The sequence below is a fragment of the Rhodococcus sp. I2R genome, from assembly GCF_020889545.1.
In the GTDB taxonomy this organism is placed as follows: Bacteria; Actinomycetota; Actinomycetes; order Mycobacteriales; family Mycobacteriaceae; genus Rhodococcoides.
Genome location: NZ_JAHUTG010000009.1, coordinates 44686 through 58837, shown reverse-complemented (window position 1 = coordinate 58837; position 14152 = coordinate 44686). Strand labels below are relative to the sequence as shown.

10 protein-coding genes are annotated in these 14152 nt (G+C 65.2%); 7 read left to right on the top strand and 3 right to left on the bottom strand.

Translation table 11 applies throughout. The annotated features are described in order from the left end of the window. The first annotated feature begins 45 nt into the window (after positions 1–45). Complete coding sequence (locus KVY23_RS11295; RefSeq protein ID WP_230556467.1) at positions 46–3438, top strand: ATP-dependent DNA helicase; 3393 nt, start codon at positions 46–48, stop codon at positions 3436–3438. Continuing rightward, positions 3435–6833, top strand: a complete 3399-nt coding sequence (locus KVY23_RS11290) for an ATP-dependent DNA helicase (protein ID WP_230556466.1) — start codon at positions 3435–3437, stop codon at positions 6831–6833. The genes KVY23_RS11295 and KVY23_RS11290 overlap by 4 nt, the downstream gene beginning before the upstream one ends. Here KVY23_RS11290 and KVY23_RS11285 read toward each other — a convergent pair. Beyond that, on the bottom strand, positions 6824–7213 hold the full coding sequence (locus KVY23_RS11285) for a hypothetical protein (RefSeq protein ID WP_230556465.1): 390 nt from the start codon (positions 7211–7213) through the stop codon (positions 6824–6826). The genes KVY23_RS11290 and KVY23_RS11285 overlap by 10 nt on opposite strands. Before the next feature lie 110 nt (positions 7214–7323). On the opposite strand from KVY23_RS11285, the gene KVY23_RS11280 reads away from it, so the two are divergent. Beyond that, complete coding sequence (locus tag KVY23_RS11280) at positions 7324–8391, top strand: TrkA family potassium uptake protein (protein WP_075840184.1); 1068 nt, start codon at positions 7324–7326, stop codon at positions 8389–8391. Positions 8392–8428: 37 nt separating this feature from the next. Next, the gene (nudC, locus tag KVY23_RS11275; protein WP_230556464.1) at positions 8429–9334 is read left to right on the top strand and encodes an NAD(+) diphosphatase; all 906 of its coding nucleotides are present in this window, start codon (positions 8429–8431) and stop codon (positions 9332–9334) included. An 11-nt stretch (positions 9335–9345) separates the two neighbouring features. On the opposite strand, the gene KVY23_RS11270 is transcribed toward nudC, so the two are convergent. After that, positions 9346–9621 carry a mycoredoxin gene (locus tag KVY23_RS11270; RefSeq protein WP_206511241.1) on the bottom strand — a complete coding sequence of 92 codons (276 nt, stop codon included), beginning with the start codon at positions 9619–9621 and terminating at the stop codon, positions 9346–9348. Positions 9622–9724: 103 nt separating this feature from the next. Here KVY23_RS11270 and KVY23_RS11265 point away from each other — a divergent pair, with 103 nt between their 5' ends. The 3 genes from KVY23_RS11265 to KVY23_RS11255 all read left to right on the top strand — a co-directional run bounded on the left by KVY23_RS11265 (position 9725) and on the right by KVY23_RS11255 (position 12797). Next, entirely contained in the window at positions 9725–11854 is a 2130-nt protein-coding gene (locus KVY23_RS11265) for an ATP-dependent DNA helicase UvrD2 (RefSeq protein ID WP_371829790.1), read from the top strand. 169 nt (positions 11855–12023) lie between these two features. Beyond that, positions 12024–12278: a hypothetical protein gene (locus KVY23_RS11260; protein WP_230556463.1), complete on the top strand. Its 255-nt coding sequence runs from the start codon at positions 12024–12026 to the stop codon at positions 12276–12278. Positions 12279–12509: 231 nt separating this feature from the next. After that, entirely contained in the window at positions 12510–12797 is a 288-nt protein-coding gene (locus KVY23_RS11255) for a WhiB family transcriptional regulator (protein ID WP_269418006.1), read from the top strand. A gap of 37 nt (positions 12798–12834) precedes the next feature. Here the strand turns inward: KVY23_RS11255 and KVY23_RS11250 are convergent, their stop codons facing one another. Continuing rightward, on the bottom strand, positions 12835–14151 hold the full coding sequence (locus tag KVY23_RS11250) for an AarF/ABC1/UbiB kinase family protein (RefSeq protein ID WP_230556462.1): 1317 nt from the start codon (positions 14149–14151) through the stop codon (positions 12835–12837). Between the last annotated feature and the right edge of the window lies 1 nt (position 14152).

Sequence of the window (14152 nt, the reverse complement as noted above, 5' to 3'; positions counted from 1 at the left end):
CCGTCGATGCCGAGTCTGTCGGTGGTGCGTGATGCAATTTCTCCCATGGACACCGACATCGCAGCACGCACTTCGCCGGTCGGCGTGCGTGATGACGGCAGGCAGGGCAATGCCACGACCCTGGTGCGGGAACCAGTGGCCGTCGCGAGTCCTCGTTCCTGGTCCGGGCCTGCGCAGGCGTTGCTCGCCGGCGATCTCGACTCCATTTCCGCGGTGTCGGTCGGAGAGCCTTCCTGGCGTCCCTGGCAGGTCCTGGGTGGGCCGGGCACCGGCAAGTCGGCGCTGCTGGCCGATTACGCCGTATCGCGCGTCGTCTCCACCGACCCGGAATCGGTCTTGGTGCTGACACAATCGAAACGCGCTGCGGTGGCGATGCGGCACGAGATCACCGGCGGTGTCTTTGCGGGTGCGCACTCGGTTCGCGCGACCCGAGAACCGCTGGTACGGACCGTCCATTCCTATGCGTTCGCCGTCCTGCGACTGCAGGCCGCAATCCACGGCAACCCGCCTCCCCGGTTGCTCACCGGAGCCGAGCAGGACGCCGTGGTTCGCGAGATGCTTCGCGGCGATCTCGAGGACGAGGCGCGCGACTGGCCGGACAGGTTGCGGCCGGCTCTCGCGATGACGGGCTTCGCTACTGCGGTGCGCGAGATGATGCTGCGGTCGGCCGAGCGCGGGATCGGGCCGGAGGATCTGATCAAGCTGGGACGACAACACTCGCGTCCCGAGTGGATCGCAGTCGGCAGATTCGCCAGAAGGTACGAGCAGGCGATGCTGCTTCGCGGTTCGGTCGGCGTCGAGGCGGCGGGGGCCTCTGCTCCCGGGCTCGATGCTGCGGAGTTGATCGGCAGCGCCCTGATGGCATTCGCCACCGACCCGGAACTGCTTCGTGCCGAGCGTGCACGCATCAGGCACCTGATCGTCGACGACGCACAGCATCTGGATCCTCAGGCGGCGGAGCTGGTCCGACTGATCGGTACGAACACCGAATCGACAGTGATCGCCGGTGACCCGGATCAGTCCGTGTTCGCCTTCCGGGGCGCCGATGCCTCCTTCGTCGCTGATCTGGCCGAACCTGGGGCGAAAAGACGAATCGTCCTCGACTGCAATTTCCGCAGCGTCGAGGAGGTCACGAAACTGACCGGAACCATCGCAGGTCGATTGCCGGGAATCGGTCGGCATCGCGGGGCGGTGGCGGTCGCCGAGCCTCGGTTCGGTGTGAGTCGTTCGTCGGTCCACGTGCTGCCTTCGGCAGCGAAAGAAGCATCCTTCATTGCCGACGCGATGCGACGAGCGCATCTTTCCGACGCGATGCCCTGGTCGGAGATGGCCATCGTCGTGCGTTCGGTTCCGCGGTCGATCGCTCCGCTGCGTCGCGCGCTGTCGGCTGCGGGAGTTCCGCTCGTGACGCCGGCTTCCGAACTGCCGCTCCACCGTCAGCACGGCGCAGTCGGTCTGCTGCTGGTTCTGCGTGCGCTGGTGGACGACACTTTCGACGGTGAAGATGCACTCGCGCTGCTGTCCGGACCGATAGGCGGCGCCGACCCGGTGAGTCTGCGAAGACTCCGACGTGGGGTACGGCGCGTCGAACTCTCGAACGGTGGTGAGCGGGATTCCGCGGAATTGTTGCGAGAGGTGATCGTGCAGGCGGGCACTCCGGTCGAATCCGGTGTCACTCGAGGCAGCGCTGCGTGGGTCCGTGAGCTCTCCGAAGTCGAATCGGCGCCGCTCCGCAGAGTTCTGTCCGTATTGCGGAAGGCGAACGCGGTAGCTCGGCGCGGGCGCGGAGTCGAAGACGTCCTCTGGGCTGCCTGGCAGGCGACGGGGCTCGAGCGACGCTGGTCGGCTGCGTCGGCCTGGGGTGGCTCGGTCGGTGCGCAGGCAGATCGTGATCTCGACGCCGTCGTTGCGTTGTTCGAATCCGCAGCGTCCTACGTCGACCGTCTTCCGCAGGCACGTCTGGCAGGATTCGTCGACTACATCAGCGGACAGCAGATTCCCACCTCGAATGCAGGCAGGTCGTCAGTCGTACGGAGTGCGGTCACTTTGCTCAGCGCGCATTCGTCAGCGGGACGCGAGTGGGAGTTCGTTGCAGTTGCCGGTGTCCAGGAAGGGTTGTGGCCCGGATTGCGTGCCCGCGGAAGCTTGTTGGGCACCGAAGCCTTGGTCGACCTGGCCGGAGGTATCGGGGAGGGAGGCAGGTCCATCGACGCCGCCCTGTCGAAGACAGCGCCGCTGCTTGCGGAGGAGCGAAAGCTGTTCTTTGTCGCGTGCTCGCGTGCCCGGTCGGTATTGCACGTCACCGCAGTCGATTCCAGCACGGGAGACGCTGACCTCGTTCGGTCACGGTTCGTGGACGAGTTGCGCGGCGGGGGAGGGGACCGCGGTGGGGCAGAGGATGCTGCGGACGTACCCAGCGTGTCCGAGAAGCAACCCGACACTCGCGTACTCGCCCTGCCGATGCTCGTTGCCGAACTGCGCGGTGTGGTCTGCGATCCAGTGATCGCCGAGCGTGACCCGGCCAAGCATGCGCGCGCGGCCCGTCAACTGGCTCGATTGGCTCGCGCGGGTGTCAAGGGCGCTCATCCCGACGGGTGGTTCGGTGTCGGCGGCATCAGTACCGACGCACCGCTGTGGACTGCCGAGGACGGCCCTGTCCCGTTGTCACCGTCGACAGTCGAACAGCTCACCACATGCCCCCTTCGGTGGATGTTGGATCGCCATGGTGGGAACGACGGCGCCAACACCCATGCGATCACCGGGACGCTCGTGCACACGCTGGTGCAGGCAGTTGCCGGAGAGATGGCGCCCGATCAGTTGCGCCGCGCACTCGAAACAGCATGGGATGCAGTGGATCTAGGATCGCAGTGGTATTCGCGCCGGGAACTGAACCGAACAGGAGCAATGCTCGAGACGTTCGAGAAGTGGCTGCGCGGGACCCGCGGTGAGCTCACCGAAGCGGGAATCGAGGTCGAGGTGGCCGGCGTACTCGAATCGAGGTCGGAGGGTGAACCGTCGGTGGCACTGCGCGGGCGCATCGACAGGCTCGAACACGACCTCGACGGACGACCGGTGATCGTCGATGTCAAGACAGCGAAAACAGTCGTCTCCAAGGACGACGCACGTGACCACAGCCAACTCGCCACGTATCAGGTCGCTGCCGCAGCGGGTGCCATCGAAGGCGAGCCCGCCGGGCCGCCGGGCGGAGCCCGTCTGGTCTTCGTGGCCAAACCGCACAACAAAGAAGGTGCGACGCAACGGATTCAGCAGGCCCCCACTCCGGAGCAACTCGAGCAGTGGCGAGACACTGTGCACCGGGCTGCGTCCGCGACGCAGGGACCGACGTTCGACGCCCACGTCAACGACGGTTGTCGACATTGTCCGGTCAAGTCGAGTTGCCCAGCACACGAGACCGGTAGACAGGTGACCGAGAATTGACATCACGTCGTAGCCCCGGCCGCACCTCGGCGGCCCCCAACAGGGCCGCCCGCATCGATCCGATCGAACTCTCCCGCGCCCTCGGCCAGAAGCATCCGCCGACGGCTGAGCAGGCCGCTGTGATCGCCGCGCCGGCCGGGCCGACACTCGTCGTGGCCGGTGCCGGTGCAGGCAAGACCGAGACGATGGCTGCACGCGTGGTGTGGATGGTGGCGAACGAATTCGTCGACCCGGACAGCGTTCTGGGGCTCACATTCACCAGAAAAGCTGCCCAACAGCTCACCTCACGCATCAGAGCGCGGCTCGCCCGACTGGCCGGATCGGACGTGGTGCGGGCACTGGATCCGAGCCTGGCCCTGCGTGAACGCATCATGAGCGGCGAGCCGGAGGTGAGCACCTATCACTCCTATGCGGGCCGGTTGCTCGCCGAACACGGACTCCTGCTTCCGATCGAGCCGTCGGCGACCCTGCTGTCCGAGACCGAACTGTGGCAGCTCGCGCATCGCGTGGTCAGCACCTGGGACGGTGATCTCGATACCGACCGCAACCCCACCTCCATCACCGAGGCGGTTCTGGCGCTCTCCGGCCAACTCGCGGAGCACCTCGTCGACCCGGATGATCTTCGTGGCGCGCACACTCACCTCGACACACTCGTGCACACCCTCGGGCCCGGGCCGGGGCAGAAGGGCGGTCCGACCAAGACCCTGCTCGATATCCTCGACGCTCAGCACAACCGTGTTGCTCTGCTGCCCCTGGTGGAGAGACTCGCGCAGACACTTCGTCGGGAGGGCGCACTGGATTTCGGCAGTCAGATGTCGCTGGCCGCGAGAGTTGCCGCGGATCACCAGGAGGTGGGCCGCTCGGAGCGTGACCGGTTCAGGCTCGTCCTGCTCGACGAGTACCAGGACACCGGGCATGCCCAGCGAGTGCTGCTGTCATCTCTCTTCGGCGCCGGCGCCGATCCGGCGCTGGCGCTGACCGCGGTCGGTGATCCTATGCAGTCCATCTACGGGTGGCGCGGCGCGTCGGCAGCCAACCTGCCGCGTTTCGCCACCGATTTCGCGACGGCGGCCGGTCCTGCGCCGAGGCTCGAATTGTTGACGAGCTGGCGGAATCCGCCAGAAGCACTCGAGCTTGCCAACCACATCACCGCGCCGCTGCGTCGAAGCGGAGTACCGGTCCCCACGTTGCGCGCCAGGCCCGGAGCCACGGCGGGAGATGTTCGGTTGGCGGTGTCCGCGACAGTCCGTGACGAGCGGGAGTGGATTGCCGATCGTATCGAGAACGAGTTTCGCGTCGCGCTCGACGAGGAGCGCCCACCGCCGACGGCTGCAGTTCTGGTGCGGCGCAACGCCGACGCGGAGCCGCTCGCCGAGGTGCTTCGGGCGCGCGGGCTGCCCGTCGAGGTGGTCGGCCTCGGTGGGCTACTGCACGTCCCAGAGGTTGCCGACGTCATCGCCATGCTCCGGCTCGTCGCCGACCCTCTGGCCGGGAGCGCCGCGATGCGAGTGCTTACGGGTTCACGCTGGCAGATCGGGGCAGCCGACCTCCGGGCATTGGCACGTCGAACTCGCGAGCTAGGTATCGGTGGCGGCTACGGCACACCGGGCCGAGTGGACGACATCGCTGCCCTCGACGCTGCCCTCGGCAGCTCTCTACCGGGCGAGCATGCAGAGGAAGCAGGACTTGCCGACGCCATCGCCGATCCCGGCCCGGCCGATCGCTACTCGACGCGCGGGTACCAGAGGATCACCGCGCTCGCGCAGGAACTGCATTCGCTCCGTGAGCGGATAGGGCAACCGCTCACCGAACTGGTGGCCGATATCGAGCGTGCGATGGGCATCGGAATCGAGGCGCAAGCGAGAACATCACCGTCGACCGCAGGGGGAGTCGGTCGCGAACACCTCGACGAGTTCGCTGTCGTGGTGGCCGACTACGCCGACAACCCGACCGCCACGGTCACCGGGTTCCTGTCGTTCCTCGCCGCAGCGGACACGGTGGAGGACGGACTCGCGCCAGGGGAGGTGGAGGTGGCGCCGCACCGCGTCCAGGTACTCACCGTCCATTCGGCCAAAGGCCTCGAATGGGAGGTGGTTGCCGTGCCGCACGTTTCCGCCGGGGTCTTCCCGTCCTCGACGGCATCATCGACCTGGCTGGGTGCGATGGCCGAGCTGCCTCCGATTCTGCGCGGTGACCGTGCGGAGGTAGATGAGAACGGCCACATGTCGGAGGGTGTACCTACGTTGGATCTGCTCGATGTGCACAACCGAAAAGACCTGCAGGAGGCCATCGATCGACACAAGGATGCTCTCGCTCGTCGGAGACTCGCCGAGGACCGCCGACTCTTCTACGTAGCGCTCACCCGAACCGAACGCGCGCTCTTCGTCTCCGGGCACCACTGGGGTGAAACCGGTAGCAAACCGCGTGGGCCATCGGAGTTCTTGAAGGAGCTCAAATCGCTCGTCGACGACCCATCTCGAACGCAACCCGAACCGGTTGCCGTCATCGATGAATGGGCACCCGCGCCCGAGCCCGGAATCGCGAACCCGTTGACGGCCGAGCCGCATTCTGCGACATGGCCTGCAGACCCCCTGGGGCAGCGTCGCAGCGCCGTCGAACATGGGGCCCGAGCTGTGCTGCTCGCGCTCGCCGAGTCCGAAGCGGCGGCCGAGCCGGATGTGAGCGAGGACCCGGAGAATTGGGCCGCAGAGGTCGAGACGTTGCTCGCCGAGCGCCACGAGCGCACCCGCTCCACCACAACTGTCCCTTTGCCTCGCAATCTTTCGGTCAGTCAGTTGGTCGATCTCGCAGCGGATCCCGATGCGTTGGCGTCGAGATTGCGTCGACCGCTGCCGTTCCCGCCGAATCCGCTCGCCCGCCGGGGTACTGCGTTTCACGCCTGGGTCGAACGTCGATTCGGCGCTACCCGGCTGCTCGATCTGGACGAACTTCCCGGGTCCGCGGACACCGGGGCGGCGGCCGACGTCGATCTGGAAACTCTGCAGAACGCATTCCTGGCCTCGGAATGGTCCCTGCGCAGTCCGGTCGAGGTGGAGGTGCCGTTCGAAACCTCGGTTGCCGGAACAGTTCTGCGTGGGCGCATCGACGCAGTGTTCGCCGATCCGGACGGGGGTTGGACGGTCGTCGACTGGAAGACCGGCAAGGAACCGACGGCCAACGAGGAGAAATCGGTCGGCATGCAGCTCGCTGCGTATCGGCTCGCCTGGGCGGAGCTGATGTCGGCCTCTCGACCGGACGGAGAGCAGGTGCCGCTCCACATGGTGCGCGCGGCATTCCACTACGTTCGCAGCGGCCGAACGATCTCCCCGGACGACCTACCGGACGGCCTCGCTCTGACCGCACTCATCGAAGGCACCACCGAGGACTACCTCTGAGCAGCGTTCTTGCGCACCTTCATGGCCTCGGTCACGAGTGGAATCTGCAACGGCAGCCGGGCCAGCACAGTCGCCTTCATCGCTGTGGAGGACTTCGGATCGGCCACGATACGGCGCGCCATGTCGATGTTCGCCGGGAACACCGCAACGAACAGCGCGGCTGCGAGCCCGCCGCCGAGGCGCCGCGTCGACGGCACGGCCAACGCCGCCGCAACTGCGACCTCGGCGACACCCGAAACGGTGGTGTACATGCGTGCTGTACCCGGCAGCGCCTTCGGAACCTGCATGTCGAAGAACTTGGGCGCAACGAAATGCAGTACTCCTGCACCGGCCAACAATGCGGACAATCGGAACGCAGCCTGATTATTTCGTCCTGTCATGGATCCACCGTGCCACACGTTCAGCCGCGACATTCGGGCCACGGCGTCACGATTTCAGCGAACCGGGATACGCTGCCAGCCGTGGACGATGGAAAAGGGGAGTAGACGAGGTGGCCGGTAGATTGCGGACTCGTCTGAACAACGGTGACACGTTGACGGACAGGCCGGACTTCGCGCTCGTCGGCGTCCTTCGCGTCCCCGAGCTCCAGAGCAGCCCCTGGCGTGCAATTTATCGTCGCGTGCTCATTGCGCTGGGCGCACTGTTTCTGGCTGCGGCCGTCGTCTACATCGACAGGGACGGCTACTCGGATTCCCAGGGCGACGGGGTGTCGATGCTCGATGCGCTGTACTACGCAACCGTGTCGTTGTCGACGACCGGCTACGGAGACATAGCCCCGGTCACGCCTTCTGCCAGGTTGGTCAACATCCTGGTCATCACGCCACTTCGAATCTTCTTCCTCATCTTGCTGGTCGGTACCACGCTCGCTGTTCTCACCGAGCGGTCCCGGCAGGCATTCAAAATTCAGCGATGGAGGCGCCGCGTGCGCAATCACACCGTGGTCATCGGCTTCGGAACCAAAGGCCGTACCGCTGTCGATGCGATGATCGGCGACGGCGTGCCGGCGTCGGAGATCGTCGTGGTCGACACCGATCAGGCTGTGCTCGACACGGCATCGAGCATGGGGTTGGTGACGGTGCACGGGTCCGCCACCAAGTCCGATGTGCTGAGGTTGACCGGCGCTCAGCACGCGGCCGCCATCATCGTTGCCACCAATCGAGACGACACCGCCGTGCTCGTCACCCTGACCGCGCGGGAGATCGCTCCGAAAGCGAAGATCGTCGCAGCGATCCGCGAGGCAGAGAACACGCACCTGCTCCGACAATCGGGAGCCGATTCCGTCGTAGTCTCCTCGGAGACAGCAGGCCGCCTCCTGGGTATCGCCACCTCCACTCCGTCCGTCGTGGAGATGATCGAGGACTTGCTCACCCCCGAGGCGGGATTCGCCATCGCCGAGCGGGAAGTCGAACGCGACGAGGTCGGCGGATCGCCGCGGCACCTCACCGATATCGTGTTGGGCGTCGTCCGTGGCGGAAAGCTCTTCCGAATCGGTGCTCCCGAGGTCGATGCCGTCGAGGCCGACGACCGACTTCTCTACATCCGCCGCGTCGGGGAGTGACCTGAGCGCGGCCGGGTCATGGCAGTAGGGTCGGGTCGTGCCACGCTTTCAGCTCGAACGAGCACCCCTGCTTTCGCGTTCTCCGCTCGATCGGGCCGAGGAGCTGCGCAAGAACACAGAGGCCCTCAGGGCCGGCTGGTCCACCGCCAAAATTCTGCAGGTCGATCATCGCGGCCGGATGCGTATCGACGAATCCGGACTCGTGTATGTCCCGGCGACGGACGTCTCGGCCGAACCAGCCCTCGATGCAGTGTTCCTCGGAATCGACGGCGACCGGCACCTGTGGGCGCAGCGCGTTGGCGCGTTGGCCGGAGAGATCGTCGATCTGCGGATGGCGGGTGATCAGCTCGGCGAGAACGAGCTGTCAGTTCTGACCAGTGCACTCGCGATTCTCAACTGGCATGCGTCGGCGAGCTTCAGCGCACTCGACGGTGCAGCGACTACTCCGTCGGCCGCGGGGTGGTCCAGGACGAGCACATCCAACGGACACGAAGAGTTCCCGCGGACCGACCCGGCAGTGATCTGCCTCGTCCATGATGGCGCCGACCGTGTCTTGCTCGCTCGCGCGCCCTCGTGGCCGGAGCGTCGCTTCTCCGTACTCGCCGGGTTCGTGGAGGCAGGTGAGTCGCTGGAGTCGTGCGTTCGTCGCGAGATCAAGGAAGAAGTCGGAGTTACTGTGTCCGACATCACCTATCTCGGCAGTCAGCCGTGGCCGTTCCCTCGATCGGTGATGATCGGCTTCGCAGCCGTCGCCGATCCAGAGGTGCCGCTGCAGTTCCTCGACGGTGAGATCGCCGAAGCGCACTGGTTCGACCGCGCCGAGGTGCGAGGCGCCCTGGAACTGGGGGACTGGGCGTCCGATTCTCCGGCGAGGCTGTTACTACCCGGATCGATCTCGATCGCGCGCGGCATGCTCGAGGCGTGGGCCGCGAACACCGGCTGATCGAGCCCGAGCTAGACGCCGAGCGCTCGCTGGACCGCCGCGAGGGTGGGATTCGTCGCTGTCGATCCGTCGGCGTAGAGGACCGTGGGGACCACGTGGTTGCCGCCGTTGACGCTGCCGACGAAGTCGGCCGATTTCGGGTCCTGTTCGATATCGATTTCCGAGTAGCCGATCCCGGCTTCGTCGAGCTGCGTCTTGAGTCGACGGCAGTAACCGCACCACGTTGTCGAGTAGATCGTGAGGGCCGTTGGGCTCTCCGCGGCGGTGTTGTTTTCTGTGGACGTCATGGCTCGATTCAACACTGTGTGTCGGTCCATTGTTCCGGTCGGAGGTCGCGACCGCTATCGAGCCTCCTGCGGACGCAATCGAGGACTGTCGGAGGCTCCTGACATGATGGACGCCATGTCTGTGGATTCGATGATCGACGGTTTGGATCCCGAACAATCTGCCGCGGTCGCGGCGCCACGCGGACCGGTGTGTGTGTTGGCGGGCGCCGGAACGGGAAAGACGCGCACGATCACCAGGCGTATTGCGCACCTCGTCTCCGCCGGCCATGTTTCCTCGGGGCAGGTCTTGGCCGTGACCTTCACGGCGCGAGCTGCCGGTGAGATGCGTGGGCGACTTCGTGAACTCGGCGTAGGTAGCGACGGTCCACCCGTGCAGGCCCGAACATTTCACGCCGCAGCCCTGAGACAGCTCAAGTATTTCTGGCCCCAGGTCGTCGGCGATACGAGCTGGCAGCTGCTGGATCGCAAGTTTGCCCTCGTCAGCCAAGCCGCGCACCGAGCCGGTGTGTCGACGTCCACCGATTCGGTCCGCGACCTGGCCGGTGAGATCGAATGGGCCAAGGGTTCGCTCGTCGCGCCCGAGGACTACCCGACGGTGACCGCGCGGCTGCGCCGCGAGGTGCCGATGGATGCGGCCAAAGTAGCGTCCGTGTACGCGGGATACGAGGATCTCAAGAACCGTGGTGGCGAGGGAATCCTCCTCGACTTCGACGATCTGCTTCTGCACACAGCGGCCGCGCTCGAGGAGCACTCCGCGGTCGCCGACGAGTTCCGGGAGCGGTACCGCTGCTTCGTCGTCGACGAATACCAGGACGTCACACCGTTGCAGCAGCGGGTGCTCGATGCCTGGTTGGGTGAACGTGACGATCTGACGGTCGTGGGAGATGCCAATCAGACCATCTACTCCTTCACCGGCGCGACCCCTCGTTACTTGCTCGACTTCTCCAGACGGTTTCCCGACGCAACCGTGGTGCGGCTCGAGCGAGACTATCGATCCACACCCGAGGTCGTCTCGCTCGCGAACAGGGTGATCGGCGCGGCACGTGGCCGCATCGCTGGGACGCGCCTGCAGCTCATCGGGCAACGGGCCCCCGGTCCGGAGCCGGAGTTCTTCGAGTACGACGACGAGCCGGCCGAGGCCGACGGTGTCGCTCGGGCGATCAAGCGGTTGATCGCCAAAGGGACCGCCCCCTCGGAAATTGCCGTGCTGTATCGCATCAACGCGCAGTCCGAGGTACACGAGCAGGCGATGACAGAGATGCAGATCCCGTACCAGGTTCGAGGCGGGGAGGGATTCTTCAACAGATCCGAAGTGCGACAGGGTATCTCGGCCTTGCGAACGGCCTCGGGCCGGGATGATCTCCCTGAAGAATCGAAGCAGGGGGAGGGGTTGCCCTCTCTGGTTCGAGCGGTGCTGGCCCCATTGGGATTGACCGCAACCGAACCGGCCGGCGCGCAAGCACGTGAAAAGTGGGCCTCCCTCGGCGGACTGGTTCAGGTCACCGAAGAGTTGCTCGTACAGGACTCCGATCTCGACCTGGACCGGCTGCTCGGCGAGCTCGCCGCACGGGCCGAGGCTCGCCACCCACCGGTGGTCCAGGGCGTCACCTTGGCTTCACTGCACGCAGCCAAGGGATTGGAATGGGATGCAGTCTTTCTCGTCGGCTTGGCCGACGGGACTCTCCCGATCTCGCATGCCCTGGGCAACGATCCGAGCGCGAACAACGACGCCGCGATAGAGGAGGAGCGTCGACTGCTGTACGTCGGGGTCACCCGAGCCCGCGAACACCTGCATCTGTCATGGGCGCTGGCTCGGAACGCGGGTGGGCGCAAGTCGCGGCGCAGGTCCCGATTCCTCAACGGGTTGATACCCGAGGATTCGCCGGCGTCACGTATTGCCGCGACGCCGACGAAGAAGTCCGGGCCGAAGTGCAGATTGTGCGCAAAGCCGTTGATCGGCACCGGCGCAACCATGCTGGGGCGGTGTGAATCTCATCCGAGCGATGTGGACGAAGCACTGCTCGATGCGTTGAAGTCGTGGCGGTTGGAGAAATCACGCGAGCTGAAAGTTCCGGCATACGTGGTCTTCAGTGACACGACGCTGACCGCGATTGCCGAACAGCAACCCCAGGACGACCGCGGTCTGGTCGCTATTCCTGGTATCGGCGCAAAGAAGCTAGAGCGTTTCGGCGCAGACGTGTTGACGGTGGTCCGGGAATCATCGGCTACCTGACCGACACTCGATGCCGAGCAAGAAACCGCAGGTAGAAAATAACTTGTGCTGTTTCGGCGCAGAGGTTTAGTCTGTTTCCACCGCTCGAGTGAAGCCGCGTGTTCCTACGCTGTGATCCGCTGTGGTTCATATTGTCCGAGATCGATATCAGAACAGGAGGTGGAGAACGATGACGAACTACATTTTCGAAGCTGGAACGCAGAACGATGCGCACACCGCGAAGGTCGTCGACGCCTCCACCTGGCTCCCCGGCACCGCAGCAGCAGTGGCCGTTGAGCCCTGCGCGCACAAGGCAATTGCTGCCCTCGCTACTCAGGCACCAGCCGCCCAGGCGCCCGCCGGTGCTCTCGGCTTGGCAGCGCGTCACCGCCGCCCACGAATGAAGTCCGTGATCGAAATTCGATATCGAGAGAAGTCTCGATAGAGAGACTCGATTCGCCAACAAGGCCACGGACCCGCATACGCGGACCGTGGCCATTTTCGTTCGAGGAGTCCCCTCCGCTCGAACGTTCGGCTCACTTGGTTCGCAGAATTTCCAGCCAACTGTAAACAAGCCGCACGAAAAGTAGAGGAGACCGACGTGTCACCCGTCACGATCCGGACGACATGCCGACCCGAAGGCGAATCCGAACGCATCGACGCTGCTAGCCACCCGATCGACGATCACATCGTGAACGAACGCTCCCGTTTCTCGCGCATCTCGGGACTTCGCGTGCCCTGCCGCGTCGCCGATCCCGACCTCTGGTTCGCCGACAGTCCTGGCGAACTCGAACGCGCGAAGGCGCTGTGTACCGAGTGCCCGATTCGTCGCGCATGTTTGAGCACAGCACTCGATCGTGCCGAACCGTGGGGAGTGTGGGGCGGCGAAATATTCGATCAGGGAGTCGTCGTCGCACGGAAGCGACCGCGCGGACGTCCCCGCAAGCAACCACAGGTCGCGTGAACCGATCGCCGATGCCCGGCTTCCCAGCCGAAGTTGATCAGACTTCGCTGTCGAAGCCGGGCATCCATTCTGTGAGGATCGCCATGTACGGCGCATACGCATCCAACTGAGCGCAGATGCCGACCAACCCGCCGAGGACACGGAAGATCATGATGTACTCCGCGGGCATGTTCAAAGCTCGGGCAGTGCGGAACTGTGCACTGTCGAACTCGGTCGCGGTTCCGGCAGCCTTCTGGAGCCACGATCGAGTGAAATGGAAAGAATCGGTTCTGATGGGATCGGTGAACGGGCGCAGATAGTCCGAGATTTCCTGCGCACTGACTTTCCGGCCGGGAATGACGAACCCACTATCGGTGCACAGGTCGACGAGTTCGTCGAAACGCTCGTCCCGCGCCAGACGAACCATGCGGCCGAGCACCGGGGGCAGACCGTTCGGCATCGGGGCTGTCGCACCGAAATCGATGACGCCGAGGCGTCCATCGGCCAACAACATGAAGTTTCCCGGATGTGGATCGGCGTGCAGCAACCGTGCCCGCGCCGGCGAAGCGAACGCGAACAACACCAGTAGTTCGCCTGCTGCGTTCCGCTGCTCCGGGGTGCCATCGGCGATGATCGACGACAGCGGCGCACCCGTCATCCACTCGGTGACCAGCACTTTGGGTGCGCTCGCGACGACACGTGGCACAGCGAACTGCGGGTCACCGTCGAAGGCCGCGGCGAAGGCACGTTGATTGCCCGCCTCGATGCGGTAGTCCAACTCGTCCTCGGTGCGTGCGATCAACTCGTCGAGCACCGGTTTGACATCCGCGCCGGTGAAAATTGCGCTGAACGTGCTCGCGAAGCGAGACATCGTCTTCAGGTCCGCACGCAAAGCGTCGTCGGCGCCTGGGTACTGCACCTTGACAGCCACCTCCCGGCCGTCTGCCCACACGGCGCGGTGTACCTGGCCGATACTTGCCGACGCAACAGGTACATCCTCGAACGAGGCGAAACGAGACCGCCACTCGGTGCCGAGTTGATGGTCGAGCACGCGATGAACTTTGGCTGCGGGCAGGGGCGGCGCATCGGCCTGGAGTTTGGTCAGTGCCTCCCGGTAAGGCTCGGCGAATTCCTCGGGTACGGCCGCTTCCATGACGGACAGGGCCTGTCCGAACTTCATTGCCCCGCCCTTGAGTTCGCCGAGAACAGAGAACAGTTGCTCGGCAGCCTTGGCGGCGAGGTCGGAGTCGATCTCGCCGCGGTTTCCGCCCGCCAGCTTCTTTCCGAAGCCGACGGCTGCACGGCCGGCGATGCCGATCGGGATGCGAGCGAGCTTGGCAGTACGGGCGGAGCCCCGGCGAGGAATATCTGGCACG

Coding starts and splice junctions, on each gene's coding strand:
- KVY23_RS11295 (WP_230556467.1), top strand. CDS start 46: ATGGACACCGACATCGCAGCACGCACTTCGCCGGTCGGCGTGCGTGAT.
- KVY23_RS11285 (WP_230556465.1), bottom strand. CDS start 7,213: ATGACAGGACGAAATAATCAGGCTGCGTTCCGATTGTCCGCATTGTTG.
- KVY23_RS11270 (WP_206511241.1), bottom strand. CDS start 9,621: ATGACGTCCACAGAAAACAACACCGCCGCGGAGAGCCCAACGGCCCTC.
- KVY23_RS11265 (WP_371829790.1), top strand. CDS start 9,725: ATGATGGACGCCATGTCTGTGGATTCGATGATCGACGGTTTGGATCCC.
- KVY23_RS11260 (WP_230556463.1), top strand. CDS start 12,024: ATGACGAACTACATTTTCGAAGCTGGAACGCAGAACGATGCGCACACC.